The organism is Pseudomonas sp. NPDC088322 (assembly GCF_044740745.1).
Taxonomy (GTDB): domain Bacteria; phylum Pseudomonadota; class Gammaproteobacteria; order Pseudomonadales; family Pseudomonadaceae; genus Aquipseudomonas; species Aquipseudomonas shirazensis.
This window is the reverse complement of record NZ_JBIURK010000002.1, coordinates 502,306-525,738: the sequence shown is the minus strand read 5'-3', so window position 1 is coordinate 525,738 and position 23,433 is coordinate 502,306. Positions and strand designations below refer to the sequence as shown.

Sequence of the window (23,433 nt, the reverse complement as noted above, 5' to 3'; positions counted from 1 at the left end):
CTGGAGAGAGAAACGCATGAGTATTTTCGACGAGCCAAAGATCGACTGCCATAACCATTTGTTTGATCCAGTAGCTTACCCCTATCACCCCGATGCGCCGTATGCGCCCTCCGGCCAGGAAGTGGCCACGCTGACGCAGTGGGAGGAGGTCATGGCTGCCTACGGCGTATGCAATGCCTTACTGGTCGGCCCCAACAGTGGCTACCACACCGACAACCGTTGTCTGCTGGCGGCATTGGCAGCTGGTCAAGGCCGTTTCAAGGGCATTGCGGTGGTCGACAACGCTATCAGCCTCGACGCCTTGGCTGCGCTGCAGGCCCAGGGCGTAGTTGGGGTTGCCTTCAACCCGGCGCTGTACGGCCTGCACACCATGGATGGTGCCGAAGCACGTCTGGCCAAGCTGGCCGAGTTGGGCATGTTTGCCCAGATTCAGGTGTGTGATGACCAGTTGCTGGAGCTGCACGGGCTGCTCGAACGTAGCCCGGTGCGCCTGCTGATTGATCACTGTGGCCGGCCGAACGCGGCGGCCGGGGTAGGTCAACCGGGCTTTCAGGCGTTGCTCAAGCTGGCGCGTTCCGGGCGCGCCAGCGTCAAGCTGTCGGGTATGCAGAAGTTTGCCGCAGCCGATGCCTTGCACGCCCAGAGCCATGCCTATGTGCAGGCCTTGATCGAGGCATTCGGCCCAAACGCCTGCGTGTGGGGCTCGGACTGGCCGTTCATTCGTCAGCACTCGCGGATCGACTACGGCCCGCTGCTCAAGCTTGCCGAGCGGCTGATGCCAGACCCGCAACTGCGCCGCGAGATCATGTGGGACACCCCACGCCGGCTGTTCGGCTTTGCCTGAGCCGCGGCCATCACCGCCTGTAATCTCAACCAAGGAGCAACACCGTGAGCCTGCACCTCGAAGGACAAACCGCGATTGTGACCGGTGGCATGCGCGGCATCGGCCTGGCCATTGCCCGCCGGCTGCATGCCGAAGGCGCCCGTATCGTCATCTGGGATCTGGCGGTGGATAGCTGGGACAGCACTGCCGCTGGCTTCGAGCCAACAATATGCCAGGCCGTCGATGTCGCCTCGCTGGCCTCGGTCGAGGCGGCCTTTGCCGAACTGATCGAGAACCTGGGCCGGGTCGATATTCTGGTCAACAACGCCGGCATCAACGGGCCGGTGCTGCCGTCCTGGGAGTATCCGGTAGAAGCCTGGGACAAGGTCATCGCGATTGACTTGAACGGCGTGTTTTATTGCTGCCGCACGGTCATCCCGCATATGCGCGAGCGCGGCTACGGCCGCATCGTCAATATCGCCTCGATGGCCGGCAAGGACGGCGTGCAGTACATTTCCGGCTATTCGGCGGCCAAGGCTGGTGTGATCGCCTTCACCAAGGCTGCAGCCAAGGAGCTGGCGCAGGACGGGGTGCTGCTCAACTGTGTGGCACCTGCCATGGTCGAGACGCCACTGATGGCCGAGATGACCCAAGAGCACATCGACGCGAGCAAGGCCAAGATCCCCATGGGGCGGTTCCTCAAGGCCGAAGAAATCGCCAACATGGTCACCTGGATCGCCGGCCCAGAGTGCAGCTTCACCACCGGCTTCGTGTTCGACCTCAGTGGCGGCCGAGCCACCTATTGACGGGATTGTTGCCAACGATTGACTTGCGGCATGCAAACCCGCCACGCGCGCATTGGCGCCCGGGCAATTCTGGGCCAGACTGACGGGGCGTCGTCAGTCTGCCGGGATTGCTTGGGCAGACGCACCGTCATCCTTGCCGAGGGTCGCCAATGCTCGAACGCTGTCGCTGGCGATGTTGCCTGTTGTCGCTGATTCTGCTGCTGCCGATGGCTGCGATGGCAGCGAACGACTGTCGGCACCTGACCGCTACCGGTAATCCGGAATATCCACCGTACCTGTGGCGCGACCCGGACAACCCGGCACTGCTGATCGGCGCCAATGTCGACTTGCTCCAGCATGTGGCCAGGCAACTGGGCATCGACATCGCCGTGGTCTACAGCGGGCCGTGGTCGCGGGCGCAAGAGCAGGTACGCAACGGCCGTATCGACCTGCTTGCCGGTCTGTTCATCACGCAAACGCGCGAACAGACCATGGACTTCATCAAGCCGGCCTTTCTGACCACCGCCAGTATGGTCTGGGTCCGTCGTGATGACGGCTTTGCCTACGTCAAATGGGACGACCTGAAAGGACGCAGTGGCGGCACCCTGGTCAACAACAGCCACGGCCAGGCGTTCGATGACTTCGCCAGCGCCAATCTCAACCTGGAAGCCGTGCCCAGCGCCCACCAGGCGTTCGAGAAGCTGCTGCACAAACGCAACGACTACGTGCTGTTCGAACGCTATCCCGGCATGGCACTGGCGCGCACGCTGGGTGTCGAGCACAAGCTGCAGATGCTTGAGCCGCCGGTATCTGCCGAGGGTTTGTACCTGGCCGTGTCGCACAATGCGCCATGCAACGTGGCCGAGTTGCGCCAGCGGCTGGCGGCGACCATGCAAGAGGTGGCCGCCGGGCCGTTGCCCGCGCAGTGGGTCATGCACAACCTGCAGCGCTGGCGCAGTCAGAACGAGCCCGGAACGTTGCCCGGCAAGCCCTGAACGTTTCAGCCAGGCGCACTCACGTTTAGCCGCGAGCACTCCGCTTCAGCCTCAGCTCGCTGATTGAAGGTCAGTTGCAATCGCAGCTTTTCGACGTTGTCGTACAGGTTGAAGCCGCTGCAGGCCGCCCCTGTAAAAAGACGAATACCGTGCTGCGGGCACGGTTTTTCTTTTGGCATAGCCGGAACCACAACAAAGCGCGGCTGCATGTCGAGTGCCTCCCCAGGCAGATGCATTAACTATTAGTCTGCATCATGCAAGCGTGCAAGGAGGCTCATGATTGGGCGACCGACGGCAGCCTGCCGCACCAGGGCGCCCGTTGCGGGCGCCACGTCCTCGGGGCGCGGTCAGAAGTCCCAGCGAGTGGTCAGCATGTAGTTGCGCGGTTCGCCGTAGGCGCCGGCTTTGTAGAAGCCGAGGTTGGTGTAGTAAGTCTTGTCGAACAGGTTGTTGGCATTGACGGTCGCGGACAGCTGCTTGGTGAACTGGTAGCGGGCCATGGCATCGACCAGCCAGTAGGCCTTTTGCGAAAACTCCTCGTAGCGCGCCTGCGGCGTGTTGTAGATGTCCTGCCAGGCCACGCTCTGCCAGCGCGCGCCGCCGCCGATAGTCAGCTTGTCGAGTGCACCGGTCAGCTTGTAGCTGGTGTACAGGGTGACCTGGTCTTCAGGTTCGAAGGTGGAGATCTTCAGGTTGTTGTCATCACGCACGATCTTGTGGGTGTAGCCGGCCTGGACCTGCCAACCCGGCGCAAGCTCGCCGGACGCTTCGATCTCGTAGCCTTTGGTGACTGCCTGAGTGCCCTTGAAAGCATAGTTGTCTGGCGTGGGCACGCGATCGTTGTATTCGTCATCGGAAATCGAGCGGTTGTCCTCATGCACCTCGAAGTAAGCGGCGCTGGCGTTCAGGCGGCCATCGAGAAACTCGGCTTTCAGACCAATCTCGTAGTTCTGGCCTTCGTCCGGCTCGAGCATCTTGTTGTCGCGATCACGATTGAAGGCTTCCTGCGGCATGAAGATATCGGTGTAGCTGGCGTACACCGAGTAGGTGTCGTTGAGGTCGTAGATGGCGCCGACGTAGGGCACGAAGCGGCCGCTTTCCTTGTAGGTCGGGTCGAGGCCACTGATGGTGTAGTTGACCACCCGACCGCCGAGCAGCACTTTCAGGTCGTCAGTGATGTTGAGCCGGGTGGTGAAGTAGGCGCCGGTCTGGCGCACGGTATCGTCGGTACGCTGCGAAGGCCTGCCCCAGTCCGGTTCGGCAATGTTGCCGTGCCAGTTGTTGAAGTCGACTACGTTGGGCTCGCGCAGGGTGTAGTTCCAGTAGCCTTTGCCATCCCAGTTGGAGTGGGCGATGGAGCCGCCGACCACCAGTTCGTGTTCACGCCCAAACAGGCTGAACGGGCCGGAGGCATACAGGTCGGCCGAGTCGCTGACAGTCTCGCCGGTGAACTTGCCGGGGACGATCGCCGAGGTGCCGTCGGCATTCGGCGTGGTGCCCTGAATGGTGCCCATCACGGCGTGGTAACCATTGATCTTGTGATCGACCTGTAGTTTGCTCACCCAGCCGTTGTCGAAGTTGTGCTCGAGCATGGCGAACACGGTGCGGGTGTACTGCTCCCAACTGCTCCAGTCAGCCGCATTGTTGAACGAGCGCGAGATGTTGTTGTGCTGGCCTTGGGCGTTGAGCAGGGGGAAACTGCCTGACCACGACGAGGCCTTGGGCAGGCTGTCCTGATAGTCGCCGCCGACGGTGAGCAGGGTGTCTGGCGACAGGTCGAACTCGAGGATGCCGTAGTACACCGGGGTCTTGCGCGAGTAGCGGTCCAGGAACGAGTGCTTGTCCTGATAGGCCGCTACCGCTCGCCCACGCACGTTGCCGCTGTCGTTGAGCGGGCCGCTGACGTCCAGCTCGCTGCGGTAGTTGTCCCACGAGCCTGCGCCCAGCGTCGCGTGGCCCTGGAAGTCGGCCGTAGGCTTTTTGCGTACCAGGTTGATGGTCGCACCCAGCGAGCCGGCGCCGGTGAGCAAACCAGTCGCGCCCTTGAGCACCTCGACGCGGTCGTAGATGGCCATGTCACTGAGGGTGTTGCCGGCTGAATAGCCGACGTTGCGCGCGGTCGAGGGGATGCCGTCGTACTGGAAGTTGTTGATCGAAAAGCCGCGCGCGTAGTAGTTGCTGCGCTCGCTGTCGAAGGCTGAAACGGTAATGCCCGGGGTGTGACGCATGACGTCGTCGACGCTGTTGAGGCCGAAGTCATCCATGTGCTGACGGGTGACCACGGTGATCGACTGTGGCGTCTGGCGCGGGGTCAGTACCAGCCGGGTGGCGGTGGCGATCGAGCCTGGGGTGTACGAGCCGGTGCCCTCGCTGACGGTACCCAACTGATTGGAAATCACTTCGGTGGCGCCCAGCTCCAGGGCCGCGCCGTCCTGTGCGATCGGTTGCAGCGAGTAACGACCGTCGCCCTCGCGCACCGCTTGCAGGCCGGAATTGAGCAACAGTCGTTGCAGGCCTTGATCGGAAGCAAAACTGCCATCCAGGCCAGCCGTAGCCAGACCCCGCGTCAGCGCTGGGTCAAACGACAGCACCACGCCGCTTTCAGCAGCGAAACGGGTCAGCGCAGTGCCGAGGTCGCCGGCCTGGATGTGGTAATCGCGCTCGCTGCTGTCGGCAGCCTTGGCGGGCATGGCCAGGCCCAGCCCAAGCAGGGTGGAGAGGAGCAGGGCGCTGCGAAGGCTGGCGCTGAGGCGGCCAACCGGAAAAGGGGCGGTCATGGCGTGAAATCTCGTTGTGGGTGGCAGGCGGGCTTATCTGCCCTTCGCTGAGTAAGTCGAATGGGAATGAGAAAACCTATCATCCATGCCGAGATTTTTTTCAGCAGCGTTTGCCGCCTGGCTAACGTATGGAACCTGGACGAACACGAGCAACTCAATCCTACGCGACGCCGTGATTCCAACCGGGTACTGATGAGGTGCTGAATGAACGCTATCGAACTGCTGGAACAAGACCACAAGACGGTGAAAAAGCTGCTCGAAGAGCTGTCCAACACCACTGAACGGGCGGTGAAAAAGCGCACCGAGCTGCTGGCGCGGATCGAGCTGGAGCTGCAGGCCCATACCACCATCGAAGAAGAGATCTTCTACCCTGCGCTGACTCAGGCCGGCGACAAGGACGACGTCAAGATGTACCACGAGGCCAAGGAGGAGCACCGCACGGTGGATGCGCTGGTATTGCCTGACTTGCTCAAGACGCCACCCGATACCCTGGAGTTTTCAGGGCGGATGAAGGTGCTCAAGGAACTGCTCGAGCATCACATCGAAGAGGAGGAGTCGGATATGTTCCCGCGCGCCAAGGAGCTGCTCGACAAGGCAACCCTTGAGCAACTGGGCGACGCCATGCAGGCGCAGAAAAAACTGATCAAAGACGAACACCGCGTCGCCTGATGCAGGCAGGGGCCACGCGCCAGGTTGAATCTGGCGTGTGGCCCTTGCACGTCTTCGCTTAGAAGCTGTACTTGGCGGTCAGCATCATGTTGCGCGGCGCGCCATAGACATCGCCGCCGTATTGCCAGGATTGCGAGATCGCCGAGTAGTACTTGCGATCAAAGATGTTGTTGGCATTGAGCTGCAGGTCGAGGTTGCGGTTGACCTGATAGCCGGCCATCACGTCGGTGACTGCATAGGCACCTTGTTCAAGACGGTAGTTGCCACCGTCGACCAATGCGATGTCGTTGTACATCCGGCTCTGCCAGTTGACGCTGCCGCCGACTCGCAGTTTTTCCAGAGGGCCCTGGAAACGGTAGGTCGTGCTGATCTTGAACTGATGCTCAGGGGTGTCCGTTTCGAACTGCTTGTTGACCAGCGCCGGTTGCGCGGCATTCTTGGTGGTATGGGTGCGAGCATAGGTGTAACCGCCGCCGATCTGCCAGTTGTCGGTGAGTGCGCCTTGGAGCTCCATGTCGATACCTTGGCTGCGGATCTCGCCAGAGGCTTCGTAGCAGGTAAGCTGAGTCGACGAACAGACAGTACGGTCGAGCACTTCCACCGCACGGTTTTCCTGGTCGACGCGGAATACCGCCAGGCTGGCGTTCAGGGCACCGTTGAAGTACTCGCCCTTGATGCCTACCTCGTAGTTCTTGCCTTCAATCGGACGCACCGGCGAATTGCTTGAGCCGCGCTCGGTCTGTGGCTGGAAGATATCGCTGTAGCTGACATACACCGAGTGATTGTCATTGAGCTCGTAGATCAGGCCGGCATAGCGGGTCACGTTGCGGGTGACCTTGTAATCGCCCTGGCCATCCTTGTCATCGTAGTCATACCAGTCCAGCCGGCCGCCGAGGATCAGCTTGAGCGGGTCGGCCAGGCTCAGGCGGGTGGTCAGGTACACGCCGTCTTGAGTCGTGACGGAGCGGTCGTTGGTGGTATGCAGGAAGTTCGGTTTGCCGGCGTTGATGGGCCAGTTGGGGTCGTATGGGCTGTAGTTGTGGTTGGTCATGTCGTAGATGCGGCGGCTGGTGCCGACCACCAGTTCATGGCTGCGCCCCAGCGCCTGGAACGGGCCGCTGGCGAACACATCCACGCCTGCCTGGTTTTCATCGTGCTTGGACTGGTAAACCGTTCGACCCAGCGTAGTGCCGGTCCAACGCGACTGATACGAGCCCGAGAACAGCGCATTCTGCTCGGCATAATTGGCATTGACCTGCAGCTTCCAGTCATTGGCCAGGCGCTGGCGCAGTTCGGCAAACACCGTGTTGATTTCCTGGTCCTTGTTCTCCCAGTCGGTGCTCGGGTTGTACGAGCGCGGCAGGTCGAGGTGGTGGCCATCGAGGCCAACCATCGAAGAACCCCAGAAGTAGTTGGTCTTGTCCTTCTGGTGCGACAGGCCTACGGTCAGCGTGGTGTCTTCGCTAAGGTCCGCTTCGGTCACCGCGTAGAACAGGCCGTGGCTTTCTTCGGCATCGTCGACAAAGCTGTTGGCGTCGCGGTAGGAGGTGACCACTCGGCCGCGCAGAGTGCCGCTGTCGTTCAGCGGGCTGGAGGCATCGACCTCACCGCGGTAGTCGTCCCAGCTGCCGGCAGCGCCGGTCAGGGTGACTTTCTGTTCGGCCAAAGGCCGCTTGCGTACCATGTTGATCGCCGCCGACGGATTGCCCGCGCCGGTCACCAAACCTGTGGCGCCGCGTACTACTTCAACCCGGTCGAACATCGCCAGGTTTGGCTGCACCCCGGCCGTCCAGCCCGAGTAACCGCTGGGGATACCGTCGTACATGATGTTGTCGATGTCGAAGCCACGCGCGGTATAGGTCTGCCGGCCAGGGCCACTGGAGAAGTTGAGGAACAGCCCCGGCGTGGCCTTGACCACGTCATTGATGCTGGTCATCGCCTGGTCGTCCATGCGCTGGCGGGTAATCACCGTGACTGCCTGTGGCGTCTCGCGCATGGTCAGCGGCAGTTTGGTCGCCGTGGCCATGGCGCCTGTGGTGTAGGAGCGGGAGCCTTCGGTGGTGCTGCCCAGCCGGTCCGAGCTGACTTCGGTTGCGCCTAATTCCATGACAGTCGATTGCGCCCCATCCTTGGGCTTGACGGCTTCTTCGGCTACGGCATGGGCCATGCTGGCCATGCAGATGGCGGAAGCCAAGAGAGTACGCGACGGGCTGAAACGACGTTGCGGGATAAGGCGCGACATGGGTTGCGGTTCCTGACGGTCTTTTTAGTAAATGTTTATGCTTATGAGAAACATTACCAATTAGTTTGTCAGGATTTTCCGAGCAGCAACAGCCAAGGGCTGCAAAAAATCCAATGAATTTTTCACATTTGGCTGATCAGTAGATGCAGTGGGTGCCGCGACCGTTTCAGTCTTTGCCTTTGCCGATACGTTTGCCGGCCTGCTGAGCAACTTCCAGCGCCTGGCCATCGCGCTGCTTGCCTTGTCGGGCCTGGCCCATCAGTTGCGGGATCAGCATGCCTTCGGGCAAGTGCCGCCAGAACCTGCCCGGCATGTGCATGCGCATTGCATCGGGGTTGAGCCGGGCTGGATTGAAGATGTGCCGGTAGTAGGTGCGCCACAGATCCGCACCGGGGTCGTCGGCGTGCTGCGCCCATTGCCGCCAGGGCTCGGGGCAGTGGCGCCGGTAGTCCAGTGTATGGCCGTCGAAGCGAATGCCGTCGCGGTCGGTGGCGATCAACCAGCGCTGGCGGCCGAGGCGCTCGGCAAAGTGGCCGCTGGCGCTTTCAAGAATGTCGTGGGCCGGCTGATGATAGGCGACCAGGTCCAGTTGCAGCTGCGCAGCCAGTGCTGCCGGCAGCGGCACGAAGCGCACAAACGCATGCAAGTGATGGGCTTCGCGGCTGACCTGCTTGATCCGCCGGTGCAGCTCGCTGCCGAGGCGGTCGCCGGGGAGCATGGCGGTACGATCGCCATGGGCGACCCGCCAGAGCACTTCATACAACAGGTTCCAGCGCTGCTCGCCGCAGTAGCGCGAGGCCTGTTCCAGCTGCGCCAGCAACGCCGCTGGCACCTTTGCCCGAAACGGCCCCGGGCCCTCTGGCAGGGGCGCCGGCACTGCCAGCAGATCGTCCATCGGCCCTTGCGCCCAGGTGACGTCGGCGGGATCGATGCCATGCCCGAGCAGCGCGCGCGCCTGTTCGCGCCAGAGGCTGAATTGCTGGTCGCAGTCGAGCGCGATCATCCCCACAGGCCCATCTGCACTGGCGCTTGCGGTTCGCGCAGGCGCGCTCGCAGCAGGCCGCTGCGCAAATCGGCCTGCGCCGGGCGATAGTCGCTGGTGACAATGAAAGGCCGCGCCTTGTCGAGTACGCAGCGCAGCTGGATCAGGTCGTCATAACGTATGCGCCGCTCCCGGCGTAGCGCTACCAAGCGTTCGACGCTGCGCAGGCCAATGCCGGGAATCCGCGCGAGCAAGGCGGGCTCGGCGCGGTTGAGGTCCAGCGGGAACACCTCGCGATTGGACAGCGCCCAAGCTAGCTTGGGGTCGATATCCAGGTCCAGGTTGCCAGCCTGGCTGAGCAGCTCGCCAGCCTTGTAGCCGTAACCGCGCATGAGGAAGTCAGCCTGGTACAGACGGTGCTCGCGCAGCAATGGCGGGGCGGCTAGAGGCACGCTGCCAGGGCTGTCGGGGATCGGGCTGAAGGCCGAGTAATACACGCGCTTGAGGCCAAACCCCTGATACAACGATTCGGAATTGCCAAGCAGGGTCCGGTCATCGGTGTCATCAGCGCCGACAATGACCTGGGTACTTTGCCCTGCGGGGGCAAAACGCGGCGCCCGCGGCTCGCCAGCTACGGCCTGCTGACCGCGCTGGATAGTGCCCATGGCCTGGCGGATGGTGTGGCCCTGTTTTTCCGGGGCCAGGCGCTTGAGGCTTTCATCGGTGGGCAGTTCGACATTCACGCTCAGCCGATCCGCCAGGCGACCGGCTTGCTCGATCAGCAGCGGGTCAGCGTCAGGGATGGTCTTGAGGTGGATGTAGCCGCGAAACTCGTGCTCTTCACGCAGCAGCCGGGCAACTTCGATCAACTGCTCCATGGTGTAGTCGGCCGAGCGAATGATGCCGGAACTGAGAAACAGCCCGCTGATGCAGTTGCGCCGGTAGAAATCCAGGGTCAGCCGCACCACCTCTTCAGGGGTGAAGCGCGCCCGCGGCACGTTGCTGGTACGGCGGTTGACGCAGTATTGGCAGTCGTACAGGCAGAAGTTGGTCAGCAGCACCTTGAGCAGCGAGACGCAGCGGCCATCCGGCGTGTAGCTGTGACAGATGCCCATGCCATTGGTCGCACCAAGCCCGTCGCGGCCGCGCGAGCTGCGCTTGGGCGCGCCGCTGCTGGCGCACGAGGCGTCGTACTTGGCGGCGTCGGCAAGGATGCCGAGCTTGGCGATGAGCTCCATTAGTCGATCTCGATGTACTGAATATTCATACAGTATTTGTAGATCGGTCTGGTTGCAAGTGTTGGCCGTCGGCAATTGCCAAATGGCCCTGAAACCATTGCGGCAAATGCGCCGCAGCGGCTTCAGGGCATAGGCATCAATCGCGTTTAGGCAGTACGCCGCTGAGCAATTGCTTGGCAGTCTGCTTGATGATCCCGGCCTGATTGGGATCGCCCTGGAGCAATGCCGAGGCAAATTTCTTCGCCTGCTCAAGGGTCATATGAGGCGGCAGCGGTGGCACATCCGGGTCGGTGCGGAAATCGATCACCACCGGCACATCACTGGCCAGGGCTTCTTCCCAGGCGGGCGCGACGTCTTCTTCGCGGCCTACATAAATGCCCTTCAAGCCGATCGAAATGGCGAACAGGTGATAGGGCACATCAGGGATGTCCTGGCTGGCGGCGAACTTCGGGTCGCCCTCCATCACCCGTTGCTCCCAGGTCACCTGGTTGAGGTCCTGGTTGTTGAACACCGCGCAGATCCAGCGGCCATTGCCCCATTGCTGCCAATACTTGGCCACGGTGATCAACTCGGCCATGTTGCTCATCTGCATCGCGCCGTCACCTACCAGCGCGACAACGCTGCGCTCCGGATGGGCGAACTTGGCGGCAATCGCATAGGGCACCGCTGCGCCCATGGACGCCAGCCCGCCGGAGAGCGAGCACTGCATGCCCTTACGGATCTGCAGGTCGCGGGCAAACCAGTTGGCACACGAGCCGGAATCGCTGGTGATGATGGCGTTGTCGGGGAGGCGTGGCGACAATTCGTGCACCACTCGCTGCGGGTTGATCGGGTCGGCAGAGGTCAGCGCTCGCTTGGCCAACTTCTTGTCCCAATCCTTGCGCCAGCCTTCGACCTTGTGCTGCCAACTACGCTGGGTTTTTTCTTCCAGCAGTGGCAGCAGGGCTGCGAGGGTGTCGGCGGCATCACCGACCAGATTCACTTCCATCGGGTAGCGCAGGCTGAGCATGTCTGGGGCAAGGTCGATCTGCACGCCCCGAGCCTGGCCCTCCTTGGGCAGGAACTCGGCGTAGGGGAAGCCCGAGCCGATCATTAGCAAGGTGTCGCATTCTTCCATCAGCTTGAAGCTTGGTTCGGTGCCGAGCAGGCCAATGCAGCCAGTGACCCAGGGCAGGTCGTCAGGCAGGACCGCTTTACCGAGCAGGGCTTTGGCGACACCTGCACCTAGTTTTTCGGCAACTGCCTGCACCTGCTCACCCGCCTGCAAGGCGCCGGCACCGACCAGAATCGCAACTTTCTTGCCAGCATTGAGCGCATCGGCTGCGCGCTGCAGATCGGCATCGTACGGAACTACTTTGGGCTTGCTGAAGCCGATACCCGAATGCAGCGTGCCATGGGCCCGGGCTGGTTCTTCATACGCCAGCTCCTGCAAGTCGTTGGGCAGGATCAATGCAGTGACCTTGCGCTCGCCGATGGCGGTGCGCACGGCGCGGTCGACCAGGTGGCGCACCTGCGACGGCGCGGCGGCCTGCTGAACAAAGGCGCCGGCGACGTCCTTGAACATCGACACCAGGTCCAACTCCTGCTGGTAGTGCCCGCCCAACGCCGTGCGCGCCTGTTGGCCGACAATGGCCAGGACCGGCATATGGTCCATGCGTGCGTCATACAGACCGGTCAGCAGGTGCGAGGCGCCGGGCCCGGAGGTGGCGATGCACACTCCCAGCTCGCCGGTGAACTTGGCATGTGCGCTGGCCATGAATGCGGCCATTTCTTCGTGGCGGCACTGCACGAATTCGATCGAGCCGGCCCGACGCAGGGCGCCGAACACGCCGTTGATGCCGTCGCCGGGGTAGCCAAAGATGCGCGTGACACCCCACTGGCGTAAACGCTCGACGAGAAAGTCACTTACGGTGATAGCCATCGGTTTCTCCTTCATTGATGCGTGGATGAAGGTTGGGACTGGCTCTGTCCCGGCGCGTTCAGATTAAACCGGCCAGAGGCGACCCCGGACACTCGGTTGAACTGATCCCGCCTGGCTCGCCTCGAAACCAGACACCCCTGAGTGGAGGCAGCACCCAACCTGGGCTAACACTGATAAGGCTGGGTCATTCATTCACCTACAGACAGAGGCGCGTCTGGCCTCGCTGGAGAACCACATGACGATCACGAACACCTCGAAACTGCTGCTCGCAGGTTTCACCCTCAGTTGTGGGCTGGCCAACGCCCAGGCTGCCGAAACCAAGCGGGTGGACGTCTTGCTGGTTGGCGGCGGGATCATGAGTTCGACCCTGGCGATCTGGCTCAACGAACTGGAGCCGAGCTGGTCGATGGAGATGGTCGAGCGCCTGGACAAGGTCGCCGAAGAAAGCTCCAACGGCTGGAACAACGCCGGCACTGGGCACTCTGCGCTGGCCGAACTCAATTACACCCCCGAGAAAGACGGCAAGATCGACATCACCAAGGCGGTGGAGATCAACGAGTCGTTCCAGATCACTCGCCAGTTCCTCGCCTGGCAGGTCAAGAACGGCGTGTTGAAAAACCCACGCTCGTTCATCAATTCAACGCCGCACATGAGTTTCGTCTGGGGCGATGACAACATTCGCTTCCTGAAAAAACGCTACGACGCGCTCCAGGCCAGCCCGCTATTCAGAGGGATGCAGTATTCCGAAGACCCTGCCCAGATCAAACAATGGGTGCCGTTGATGATGGAAGGGCGCGACCCCAATCAGAAGCTTGCGGCGACCTGGACGCCGCTCGGCACCGACGTCAACTTTGGTGAAATTACCCGCCAGTACGTAGGATATTTGCAATCACGCGAAAACTTCAGCCTCAAGCTCTCCAGCGAAGTGCAGGACATCAGCCGCAACGACGATGGCTCCTGGCACGTCGAGTACAAGAACCTCAAGGATGGCAGCAAGTCGGCCACCGATGCCAAGTTCCTGTTCATCGGTGCTGGCGGCGCAGCGCTGCCGCTGCTGCAGAAGTCCGGCATCGAAGAGGCCAAGGATTACGCAGGCTTCCCCGTGGGTGGCTCGTTCCTGGTGACCGACAATCCAGCTATCGCCGAGCGCCACATGGCCAAGGCCTACGGCATCGCGGCAACCGGTGCGCCGCCCATGTCGGTGCCGCATCTTGATACCCGTGTGCTGGATGGCAAGCGGATGATCCTGTTCGGCCCGTTCGCGACCTTCTCGACCAAGTTCCTCAAGCAGGGCTCGCTGTTCGATCTTATGGCCAGCATGAGCCTGCACAACACCTGGCCGATGGTGCGTGTTGGCGTGCGTGAATTCGACCTGGTGCAGTACCTGGTTGGCCAGGTACTGCAGTCCGATGACGACCGCTTCGAAGCGTTACAGACTTACTTCCCCGAGGCGAAGAAAGAAGACTGGCGCCTGTGGCAGGCCGGTCAGCGCGTGCAGATCATCAAGAAAGACGAAAACCAGGGCGGGGTGCTCAAGCTCGGCACTGAAGTGGTCGCGTCCAAGGATGGCAGTATCGCCGGGCTGCTCGGTGCATCGCCGGGCGCTTCGACTGCGCCGCCGATCATGCTCGATCTGCTCAACAAGGTGTTCAAGGACAAACTCGCGAGCGCGCCGTGGCAGGACAAGATCAAGCAGATCATCCCATCGTACGGCACGCATCTGAACGACAGTCCCGAGCGGGTCGAGGAGGAGTGGGCCTACACCAGCGAGATTCTCCAGCTAACCACGCCACCGGCCATCGACAAGCGCCAGGACCCGGCCAACCCGGATGATATTGACCCGGTCAGCCAGGACCATCAGACCACTGACCCTGACCTCAAGCCCTGATCAGCACAACCCGCAATGCAGAAGGGGCGCCATCATGGCGCCCCTTCGTGTTACTGCTTAGGCTTCAGCGTCCCAGGGACGATCGCCGTGTTCATCCTTGATACGGGTCGGCAGGCCCATCACGTCCAGCGCCTTGAGGAACGGCTCGGCTGGCAGCTCCTCGACGTTGGCCATGCGCTTGACGTCCCATTCGCCGCGAGCAACCAGCAACGCCGCCGCCACTGGCGGCACGCCTGCGGTGTAGGAGATGCCCTGGCTGTCGGTCTCGGCGTAGGCTTCTTCGTGATCAGCCACGTTGTAGATGAACACTTCGCGCGGCTGGCCGTTCTTGCTGCCCTTGACCAGGTCACCGATGCAGGTCTTGCCGGTGTAGCCAGGCGCCAGCGAGGACGGGTCAGGCAGCACTGCCTTGACCACTTTCAACGGCACCACTTCAAGGCCTTCAGCGGTCTTGACCGGTTGCTCGGAGAGCAGGCCAAGGTTTTTCAGCACGGTGAAGACGTTGATGTAGTGCTCGCCGAAGCTCATCCAGAAGCGCACGTTGGGCACGCCGAGGTTTTTCGACAGCGAGTGCACTTCGTCGTGACCGGTCAGGTACAGGTTCTGCGAACCGACCACCGGCAGGTCGTCGGTGCGCTTGACCTCGAACATGGTATTGCTGGTCCACTGGCTGTTCTGCCAGCTCCACACTTGCCCGGTGAACTCGCGGAAGTTGATTTCCGGGTCGAAGTTGGTGGCGAAGTACTTGCCATGCGAGCCAGCGTTGACGTCGAGAATGTCGATCGAGTCAATCTGGTCGAAGTATTGCTGCTGTGCCAGTGCGGCATAGCTGTTGACCACACCCGGGTCGAAACCGACGCCGAGAATGGCTGTGATGTTCTTGTCCTGGCATTCTTCGAGGTGTTTCCACTCGTAGTTGCCGTACCACGGCGGGGTCTCGCAGATCTTGCCCGGCTCTTCGTGGATGGCGGTGTCCAGATAGGCAACGCCGGTATCGATGCAGGCACGCAGCACCGACATGTTGAGGAATGCAGAGCCGACGTTGATCACGATCTGCGATTCGGTCTCGCGGATCAGTGCCTTGGTCGCCTCGATATCGAGTGCATTGAGCGAGAAGGCCTGGATATCGGCGGGAACCTTGAGGCTGCCCTTGGCCTTGACGCTGTCGATGATGGCCTGGCATTTGGAGATGTTCCGCGACGCAATGGCAATACGACCGAGTTCGTCGTTATGCTGCGCGCACTTGTGGGCCACCACCTTGGCGACACCTCCTGCACCAATGATAAGAACGTTCTTCTTCAATTTATCCCTTGCTCCTTACTGAAGGCCTGACTTACGACAGGCTGGAAACGTAGTCTTCAAAACCGAACTCGCGGACCACTTCGACGCTGCCGTCGAGTTGCTTGACCACAATGGACGGCATTTTCAAACCGTTGAACCAGTTTTTCTTGACCATGGTGTAACCGGCCGCATCGATGAACGACAGGCGATCACCAATGGCCAGCGGACGATCGAATTGGTACTCGCCGAAAATGTCACCGGCCAGGCACGACTTGCCGCACACCATGTAGCTGTGCGCGCCATCGTTGGGGGCCATCTTGGCGTCGAGGCGGTAGATCAGCAGGTCGAGCATGTGCGCTTCGATCGAGCTGTCGACCACGGCCAGGTTCTTGCCGTTGTACAGGGTGTCGAGCACGGTCACTTCCAGCGAGGCGCTCTGGGTGATGGCGGCTTCGCCCGGCTCCAGGTACACCTGCACGCCGTACTTCTCGGAGAAGCTCTTGAGGCGCGCGCAGAACTCGTCCAGCGCATAGTCGGCACCGGTGAAGTGGATACCGCCACCGAGGCTGACCCACTCGACCTTGTGCAGCAGATGGCCAAAGCGCTCTTCGATGTGCGCAAGCATCTTGTCGAACAGGCTGAAGTCGCCGTTCTCGCAGTTGTTGTGGAACATGAACCCAGAGATCTGGCCGATGACCTGCTCGATCTTCTCCGGGTCCCACTCGCCGAGGCGGCTGAATGGGCGCGCCGGGTCGGCCAGCAGGTAATCGGAGCTGCTCACCTGCGGGTTGACGCGCAGGCCGCGGACCTTGCCTTCGGACTGTTCGGCAAAGCGCTGCAGCTGGCCGATCGAGTTGAAGATGATCTTGTCGCAGTTGGCGAGCATGTCTTCGATTTCGTCATCGGCCCAGGCCACGCTGTAGGCGTGGGTTTCGCCGACGAACTTCTCTCGGCCCAGTTTGAGCTCGTAGAGCGAGGACGAAGTGGTGCCGTCCATGTATTGCTGCATCAGGTCGAATACCGACCAGGTGGCAAAGCACTTGAGTGCCAGCAGCGCCTTGGCGCCGGAGTGTTCGCGCACGTAGGCAATCTTCTCGAGGTTGCCCAGCAGCTTCTGTTTGTCGATGAGGTAGTACGGCGTCTTGATCATTTAAGGCCCCCGGCCAGGCCGGCCAAAAAAAGGACACGCATTGTGCCTTCACTGGCCGCATATCGAAAGGGTCGTAGACGCATTTCGTCAGAGTTGTGTGTCGCCCTGCGCCTGTTGTCGCCATTGGGCGAACGGCGAGGAATTATTTCCCGCAGCTGAGGCCTAGTAAAACAGACAGATATGACGGTCGTGAGGAGGCATCAACCGATGAGCACAAAATACAAAGTGGGCGATACGGTGCGCTGGAATTCCGAGGCCGGAGTCATCCATGGCACGGTGACCAAGGTGCATCTGCACGATGTCGAGTTCATGGGCAGGCAGCGCCATTGCTCGAAGGATGAGCCGCAATACGAGGTCAAAAGTGCCAAGACCGGGCACCTGGCGATGCACCGTGAAGACGCCTTGCACAAGGAGTGAACCTTCGCCGTACTCGACCGGTCGCAGCAAATACCTTCATGCAAAAAGGACGTTAACGATGAAATCGATGACTCGACTGTTCACAGGTCTCGCTCTGGTAGGTGCACTGGGCGCAAGCGCAGCCTGGGCTGACCAGCCTGGCGCCGACTGGAAAGTTACCAAGGATCAGGCCGAAGCCAGCCTCAAGGCCGCCGGCTACACCCAGATCACCAAGATCGAGGCCGACGACGGTCATTGGGAAGGCGAGGGCGTCAAGGCTGATGGCATGAAGTACGACTTCCATGTTGACCCGTACAGCGGCAAGGTCACCAAGGACGAGATGGATCATTGATGGCCAGTAACTGACGTTTTCTGCGGTGGTGCTCTTGGCCCGTGCTCGTCACGGGCTTTTTTACGCGCTCGGAATGAGCTACTGCGCAGCCAATCACAGCTGAATCTGCTCAAGCGTCGCCGTAGCCCCGCCGCACACCACCACCAGCACCTTGCGGTAGTTGCCCAGCGCTTCTGCTTTATAGGCCAGCGCCAAGGCCGCGCCGCAGGCCGGCTCGACCAGCAGACGGTGATCGGCAAGGAAGCGCTCACAAGCCTGCAGCGCCTCGCGGTCCGTGACCAAATGGCTTTCAACCGGATGGCTGCGCGCGCATTCCAGCGCTTGCTCCGCGACCCGCTTGGCGCCCAAGGAGGTGGCGATGGAGCTAAGTGCCGGCAGCTCGACCGTGTGACCAGCCTCGACTGCAGCGTGAAATGACGCCGCGCCTGTGGTTTCCACCGCCAGCACCGGCACATCGTCCCATCCATTGCGCTTGAGGCCTTCGACTACACCGCTGAGCAGGCCGCCACCACCGACCGACAAGATCAGCGCATCGGGCTTGCAGTCGGCAGCGGCGACTTCGTCGATCAGGCTGGCGTGGCCCGTCCACAGTAGCGGGTCATCGAATGGATGAATGAAGGCATCATTGGCGCCGACCAGGGTTTGCGCCAGCTGGTTGGCTTCCTGCCAGGAGCCGCCGTGGACGATGACCTTGGCGTCCTCCAGGCGCAGCAGCTCTCTGGCCCGCTCGCTGGTGGTCTCGGGGACGACCACGGTCACCGGCACGCCCAGGCTGCGCCCGGCATAGGCCACCGCCAGCCCGGCGTTGCCGCCCGACGAAGATACAAAGTGACGCGCACCGCGAGCATGGTGCTGCTCACAGGCGTGGCCAACCCCGCGCAGCTTGAACGAGCCGCACGGCTGCAGGGCGTCGAGCTTGAGCCAGATCGAACGGCCAGCGGCGAGCGACATCGGCCGCGATTCGATCAAGGGGGTGTGGATGTGCAAAGGCATGCTGATCTCCGCTGGATTATGGCTGGCGGGGCGCTGCAGTGGGCTCGCCACGCAGCTGCTCCAGATAGTTGTAAACGGTGTAGCGGGTCACGCCGAGCGCGGCTGCGGCCTTCTCGACCCCACCCTTGACGATGAACAGGCCGCGCTCCTGCATCAGGCGCACGGCCTCGACCTTGGCCTGCTTGGTGAGCCGGCCCTGACCAGATGAAGCCAGGGCGCTGTCGATGATCTGGGTCATCAGCAGCGCCATGTCGGCCGCGTCCTCAACCACCGCCACTGCAGGTGGCGCGGCAGTCAGTGGCTGCAGCTGGGTGAGAAAGGCGAGGGCGGCCTCCAGCCCACTGTTGTCGACGTTGATGCACAGGCTGGCGAACGGCTGCCCTTCGCTGTCGCGCAGGATCGCCGTGGCGCTGCGCAGGGTGCGGCCTTTGATCACGGTGGGGTAGTCGGGCAGGATCACCGGCTCGCAGCCAGGCTGGTTGGCCGCCTGCATCAGGGCCTTGAAGCCCTGGTCCTGCTCCGGCGCGGCAAGGATCGGGCTGCCGACCACGCGCCCGGACAGCTGGCCATTGGCGATGGCGACCACCGATTGCTCGGGCTGGTCGAGGTCGTGCAGGAGGATTTCCATATTGCGCCCGGCCACGCTGCCGATTGCCGCGATGGCGGCTTTCAGCGTGGAGAGGACGATCTGGCGTTCACGAAGAATGTGTGCAGCGGGCATGGATAATTCAACAAAATGTCAATTTTTAACATTCTGTTGAATTATCGCGAGGGCGTCAATCGGCAGCGCGTGGTTCAGCCCAGTGCCGGAGTGCGCGGTGGCACGATGCGGCGCGCGCCGGTCGACTCGAAGGCGCAGGCGAAGCTCAGCAGGGCCGAGTCATCGTAGGCACGGCCGGCAAAGGTCAGCCCGACCGGCATACCGATATCGGCCATCACACCCATCTGCACGGTTACGGTCGGCACGCCCAGGTGGCGGATCGCGAGGTTACCGTTGGCAACCCAGACGCCGTTGCTCCAGGCAATGTCGGCCGAGGCTGGATTGACGTCGGCATCGGCGGGGCCAACATCGGCCACCGTCGGGAACAGCACGGCGTGCAAGCCAAGCTGGTCCATCCAGTCTTCCAGGTCGAGCTTGCGCGTCTGCTCCAGGCCGCGCAGGCCATCGGCAACGGTGTCGATCTGATCCCAGCTCTTGAGGCCGCGCTTGGCCATGTTGACGTATTCGTCCATGCCGGCCGCGAGGTCGTCTTCACGGTTAGGCAGGGTGCCCGGGTCGTGCGGGAAGATCTGCGGCCCGTCGACATCGGCCAGGCAGTTGAGCTTGGGGTCGTTGTTGGCGCGCAGGAAGTCGTCAAAGGCCCAGCCGGACAACTCCCACAGCTCGTCGTGGAGAAACTCCTTGCTGACGATGCCACGGTTGTAGACGGTCGGCGCACCCGGGCGATCGCCTTCGCAGTTGGACACCAGCGGGAAGTCCACCTCGATCACTTCGGCGCCGGCGGCTTCCAGCGCCTGGCGCGCCTGCTGCCACAGCGCGATGACGCTTGGGCGAGTGTGGATACGCTGGCCGGTCGGGCCACCGATGCCGGGTTTTTCCGAGGTGCCGGCGAGTTCGTCGGCATTGATGTACATGCGTGGCACGCCGAAGCGCTTGCCTTGCAGCGAGTTGGCATCCTGCGCTAGATCAAGATAGGACGCCGGGCGTACCGCCGATGCCTTGGGAATTGGCACCCACGGCTGCAGGCGCCACAGATCGCCACGGGTGTCGGCATCGTCGGCCACCACCACGTCGAGGATTTCCAGCAGGTCGTGCATGGTCCGCGCAAACGGCACCACCACATCCATGGTAGGTGTCAGCGGCCAGTTGCCGCGCACCGAGATCACCCCGCGCGATGGCGTGTAGGCGCACAGGCCGTTGTTCGAGGCCGGGCCGCGGCCGCTGGACCAGGTTTCTTCAGCCAGGCCAAACGCGCAGAAGCTCGCGGCGGTGGCGGTGCCGGCACCGTTGGACGAGCCGGAGGCAAACGGTGCGGTCAGATAGGCGGCGTTATACGGGCTCTCGGCGCGGCCATACACACCGCGCTGCATGCCACCGTTGGCCATCGGCGGCATGTTGGTCTTGCCCAGGCAGACCGCACCGGCGGCGCGCAGTCGCTCGATGGTGAAGGCGTCCCGTTGCGCCACCAGCTTGGCAAATGCCGGGCTGCCGGAGGCGGCGGTCATGCCTTTGACCAGGTAGCTGTCCTTGGCGGTGTAGGGGATGCCTTCCAGCGGGCCGCGGCTTTCACCACGAGCACGGCGAGCATCGGACGCCTGGGCTTCGGCGATCGCCTCTGGGTTGCGCACCACGACCGCATTCAGCGCGCTGGCGCTGTCGGCTGTGTCATAGGCATCGATGCGTGCCAGGTAGGCCTTGACCAGTTCGACCGCTGTGGTGCGGCCAGCTTCGAGCGCGGCGCGCAGCTCGGCAATGGAAACCTCGGTTACCTCGATCATGCTGTCACCAAACGTATACAGGTGGGGGCTAGTGGCGCGAGTGTACAAGAAGGATTGGGGGGAAGCAGGCTTGCAGCGGGGAAAAGCATTGTTGCAGGGCGGCATTTATTGGCCCTATTTGCCCTGAGCATTGATCGTTTTCCGACAGACATTGTCGGACGAAACATGCACGGTCTACGCTTGACCTGAGAAAAAGTGCGCACGATGCGCCACGCTGGAGCCAACTGCCTGATGTCTACACCGCCTGACAAAACACCAAAAGCTACCATCAATCCCCCTGTGTTCTGGATTTCTTCTGTTCTGCTGTTGCTGATCGTGCTCTACGCGAGCGTGTTCCAGGCCCATGCGCAAAGCCTGTTTGCGCACATCCAGGGCTGGATCATCGGCAACGTCAGCTGGTTCTACATCCTGGCCGTGGCAATCATCCTCGGCACCGTGGTGTTCCTCGGCATCAGCCGCTATGGCGACATCAAACTCGGGCCTGACCACAGCACCCCCGACTACAGCAGCACCACCTGGTTTGCCATGCTGTTCTCGGCCGGCATGGGCATCGGCCTGATGTTCTTCGGCGTTGCCGAGCCGGTCATGCACTTTCTCAAGCCGCCCATTGGTGACGGCGGCACGGTCCAGGCGGCGGGGGAGGCGATGCGCATCACCTTCTTCCATTGGGGCCTGCACGCCTGGGCAATCTATGCCATCGTCGCGCTGATCCTGGCCTATTTCAGCTATCGCCAGGGCTTGCCGTTGACCTTGCGCTCGGCGCTGTACCCGCTGATCGGTGAACGCATTTACGGCCCGCTGGGGCATGCCGTGGACATCTTCGCCATCATCGGTACGGTGTTCGGCGTTGCCACTTCGCTGGGCTTTGGCGTGGCGCAGATCAATACCGGGCTCAATGCGCTGTTCGGTGTGCCGGTGTCGACCGGGGTGCAGATCGCCTTGATCATCGGCACCACCTTCCTCGCCACCTTGTCGGTGATGTCTGGCCTGGACAAAGGCATCCGCCGCCTGTCCGAACTGAACCTGGGTTTGGCGGTGCTGCTGTTGCTGATGGTCATGCTGCTGGGGCCGACCGTGTTGATCCTGCAGACCTTCGTGCAAAACACGGGCGGTTACTTGAGCGAGATCGTCAGCCGCACACTCAACCTGTATGCCTACCAGCCAACCGACTGGATCGGCGGCTGGACCTTGTTCTACTGGGGCTGGTGGCTGGCCTGGTCGCCCTTTGTCGGCCTGTTCATTGCGCGGATTTCCCGTGGCCGGACCATTCGTGAGTTCGTCACCGGCGTGCTGCTGGTACCGACCGCGTTCACCCTGCTGTGGATGACCGTGTTCGGCAACACCGCAATCCACATGATCCTCGACGAGGGCCTGACTGACCTGGCCATGGCGGTCGACAAGGACACCTCGCTGGCACTGTTTGCCTTCCTTGAGCACTTCCCGTTCGCCAGCGTGATCAGCACCCTGGCGGTGATCATGGTGGTGGTGTTCTTCGTCACCTCGGCGGATACCGGGGCGATGGTAGTGGACATGCTGGCGTCTGGTGGGCAGGAGAACACCCCGTTGCGCCAGCGCGTGTTCTGGGCGGCGAGCATGGGCCTGGTGGCGATTGCGCTGTTGCTGGCCGACGGCCTCAAGGCGTTGCAGACGGCAACCATCGCCAGTGCATTGCCGTTCACCCTGGCGCTGCTGTTCAGTACCCGCGGGCTGCTCAAGGCGCTCAAGCTGGACGCTACCAAACGTGATCTGCGCTATCAGGCACTGGCGATTTCGCCAACAGCCTCGCGTGCTGCCGGTAACTGGCAACGGCGCCTGCGCACCCTGGCGATGTTCCCGCGGCGTGCCCACGTCGCGCGGTTTATCGCCGACGTTGGCTTGCCAGCATGTGAGGCGGTGGCTGATGAGTGGCGCAGGCAGGGTTATGACTGCAACGTCGAGCAAGGCAGCGAGGGCAGCGTGATGCTCAGGGTCGGCCCGAGCGAGGGCACCTTCGTCTACGAGATCAGGCCGCAGGCGTATGCCACGCCAAGCTTTGTCACCGCCAGCGATGCGCCGCCGGGCGAGGAGCGCAAGTACTTCCGCGCCGAGGTGCACCTGCGTGAAGGCGGCCAGGACCATGACGTGATGGGCTGGTCCAAGGATGAGGTGATCGGCGACATTCTCGATCACTTCGAGCGGCATATGCATTATCTGCATCTGGTTGGTTGAGGCAGGTCCTGCTCTATACCGGGCAAAAAAAGCCCCGCGGGCCAGGCCTGCGGGGCAAACGGTTGGGGGAGGAGCCAACCAAAGGAGCTGTTGCTAGGCCATCCGCTTTTCAGATACTTGCGCTTAGCTTGAGTACGTCGGGGCCAGCTGCGCTGGCCTTTCGCGACACAAGGCCGCTCCTACAGTGACCGCGTAAGCCGTTGATGCGCGGTCCCTGTAGGAGCGGCCTTGCCG

The 23,433-nt window shown here is 62.1% G+C and carries 19 protein-coding genes; 8 read left to right on the top strand and 11 right to left on the bottom strand.

Annotated elements, in window-relative coordinates:
* The first annotated feature begins 16 nt into the window (after positions 1-16).
* From ACIOAU_RS06660 to ACIOAU_RS06650, 3 genes are all read left to right on the top strand, one after another.
* Positions 17-844, top strand: coding sequence for an amidohydrolase family protein (locus tag ACIOAU_RS06660; protein ID WP_401180812.1), 828 nt, complete (start codon positions 17-19; stop codon positions 842-844).
* A 44-nt stretch (positions 845-888) separates the two neighbouring features.
* A complete protein-coding gene (locus tag ACIOAU_RS06655; RefSeq protein ID WP_150572923.1) occupies positions 889-1,629 on the top strand; it encodes an SDR family NAD(P)-dependent oxidoreductase in 741 nt (246 codons plus the stop codon).
* A gap of 149 nt (positions 1,630-1,778) precedes the next feature.
* A complete protein-coding gene (locus tag ACIOAU_RS06650; RefSeq protein ID WP_401180809.1) occupies positions 1,779-2,603 on the top strand; it encodes a substrate-binding periplasmic protein in 825 nt (274 codons plus the stop codon).
* A gap of 5 nt (positions 2,604-2,608) precedes the next feature.
* On the opposite strand, the gene ACIOAU_RS06645 is transcribed toward ACIOAU_RS06650, so the two are convergent.
* Positions 2,609-2,812, bottom strand: a complete 204-nt coding sequence (locus ACIOAU_RS06645; RefSeq protein WP_150569503.1) for a hypothetical protein — start codon at positions 2,810-2,812, stop codon at positions 2,609-2,611.
* 138 nt (positions 2,813-2,950) lie between these two features.
* Positions 2,951-5,380, bottom strand: a complete 2,430-nt coding sequence (locus ACIOAU_RS06640) for a TonB-dependent siderophore receptor (RefSeq protein WP_401180806.1) — start codon at positions 5,378-5,380, stop codon at positions 2,951-2,953.
* Between the two features lie 204 nt (positions 5,381-5,584).
* Between ACIOAU_RS06640 and ACIOAU_RS06635 the strand changes: the two genes are divergently transcribed.
* The gene (locus tag ACIOAU_RS06635) at positions 5,585-6,049 is read left to right on the top strand and encodes a hemerythrin domain-containing protein (protein WP_401180803.1); all 465 of its coding nucleotides are present in this window, start codon (positions 5,585-5,587) and stop codon (positions 6,047-6,049) included.
* A 58-nt stretch (positions 6,050-6,107) separates the two neighbouring features.
* Here the strand turns inward: ACIOAU_RS06635 and ACIOAU_RS06630 are convergent, their stop codons facing one another.
* The 4 genes from ACIOAU_RS06630 to ACIOAU_RS06615 all read right to left on the bottom strand — a co-directional run bounded on the left by ACIOAU_RS06630 (position 6,108) and on the right by ACIOAU_RS06615 (position 12,432).
* Positions 6,108-8,291, bottom strand: a complete 2,184-nt coding sequence (locus ACIOAU_RS06630) for a TonB-dependent siderophore receptor (RefSeq protein ID WP_401180800.1) — start codon at positions 8,289-8,291, stop codon at positions 6,108-6,110.
* Positions 8,292-8,457: 166 nt separating this feature from the next.
* Positions 8,458-9,300: a TIGR03915 family putative DNA repair protein gene (locus ACIOAU_RS06625; protein WP_150572918.1), complete on the bottom strand. Its 843-nt coding sequence runs from the start codon at positions 9,298-9,300 to the stop codon at positions 8,458-8,460.
* Positions 9,291-10,511, bottom strand: a complete 1,221-nt coding sequence (locus ACIOAU_RS06620; protein WP_101318708.1) for a putative DNA modification/repair radical SAM protein — start codon at positions 10,509-10,511, stop codon at positions 9,291-9,293. Before ACIOAU_RS06620 ends, ACIOAU_RS06625 begins: the two co-directional genes overlap by 10 nt.
* 136 nt (positions 10,512-10,647) lie before the next feature.
* Positions 10,648-12,432, bottom strand: a complete 1,785-nt coding sequence (locus ACIOAU_RS06615; RefSeq protein ID WP_150572917.1) for a thiamine pyrophosphate-requiring protein — start codon at positions 12,430-12,432, stop codon at positions 10,648-10,650.
* A gap of 235 nt (positions 12,433-12,667) precedes the next feature.
* On the opposite strand from ACIOAU_RS06615, the gene mqo reads away from it, so the two are divergent.
* A complete protein-coding gene (mqo, locus tag ACIOAU_RS06610) occupies positions 12,668-14,320 on the top strand; it encodes a malate dehydrogenase (quinone) (protein ID WP_101318712.1) in 1,653 nt (550 codons plus the stop codon).
* Between the two features lie 57 nt (positions 14,321-14,377).
* On the opposite strand, the gene ACIOAU_RS06605 is transcribed toward mqo, so the two are convergent.
* Positions 14,378-15,622 carry a saccharopine dehydrogenase family protein gene (locus tag ACIOAU_RS06605; RefSeq protein ID WP_101318714.1) on the bottom strand — a complete coding sequence of 415 codons (1,245 nt, stop codon included), beginning with the start codon at positions 15,620-15,622 and terminating at the stop codon, positions 14,378-14,380.
* 31 nt (positions 15,623-15,653) lie between these two features.
* Positions 15,654-16,751: a carboxynorspermidine decarboxylase gene (locus tag ACIOAU_RS06600; RefSeq protein WP_150569496.1), complete on the bottom strand. Its 1,098-nt coding sequence runs from the start codon at positions 16,749-16,751 to the stop codon at positions 15,654-15,656.
* 207 nt (positions 16,752-16,958) lie between these two features.
* Between ACIOAU_RS06600 and ACIOAU_RS06595 the strand changes: the two genes are divergently transcribed.
* Both ACIOAU_RS06595 and ACIOAU_RS06590 read left to right on the top strand, forming a co-directional pair.
* Positions 16,959-17,168 carry a DUF2945 domain-containing protein gene (locus ACIOAU_RS06595; RefSeq protein ID WP_150569495.1) on the top strand — a complete coding sequence of 70 codons (210 nt, stop codon included), beginning with the start codon at positions 16,959-16,961 and terminating at the stop codon, positions 17,166-17,168.
* Positions 17,169-17,226: 58 nt separating this feature from the next.
* A complete protein-coding gene (locus tag ACIOAU_RS06590) occupies positions 17,227-17,499 on the top strand; it encodes a PepSY domain-containing protein (RefSeq protein WP_101318720.1) in 273 nt (90 codons plus the stop codon).
* Between the two features lie 93 nt (positions 17,500-17,592).
* Here the strand turns inward: ACIOAU_RS06590 and ACIOAU_RS06585 are convergent, their stop codons facing one another.
* The 3 genes from ACIOAU_RS06585 to ACIOAU_RS06575 form a co-directional block, all read right to left on the bottom strand.
* Complete coding sequence (locus tag ACIOAU_RS06585; protein WP_401180793.1) at positions 17,593-18,492, bottom strand: pyridoxal-phosphate dependent enzyme; 900 nt, start codon at positions 18,490-18,492, stop codon at positions 17,593-17,595.
* Positions 18,493-18,508: 16 nt separating this feature from the next.
* Complete coding sequence (locus ACIOAU_RS06580; protein ID WP_150569492.1) at positions 18,509-19,213, bottom strand: transcriptional regulator; 705 nt, start codon at positions 19,211-19,213, stop codon at positions 18,509-18,511.
* A 74-nt stretch (positions 19,214-19,287) separates the two neighbouring features.
* The gene (locus tag ACIOAU_RS06575; protein WP_401180790.1) at positions 19,288-20,991 is read right to left on the bottom strand and encodes an amidase; all 1,704 of its coding nucleotides are present in this window, start codon (positions 20,989-20,991) and stop codon (positions 19,288-19,290) included.
* Between the two features lie 231 nt (positions 20,992-21,222).
* Here ACIOAU_RS06575 and ACIOAU_RS06570 point away from each other — a divergent pair, with 231 nt between their 5' ends.
* Positions 21,223-23,199 carry a BCCT family transporter gene (locus tag ACIOAU_RS06570; protein WP_401180787.1) on the top strand — a complete coding sequence of 659 codons (1,977 nt, stop codon included), beginning with the start codon at positions 21,223-21,225 and terminating at the stop codon, positions 23,197-23,199.
* The last annotated feature ends 234 nt before the right edge of the window (positions 23,200-23,433 follow it).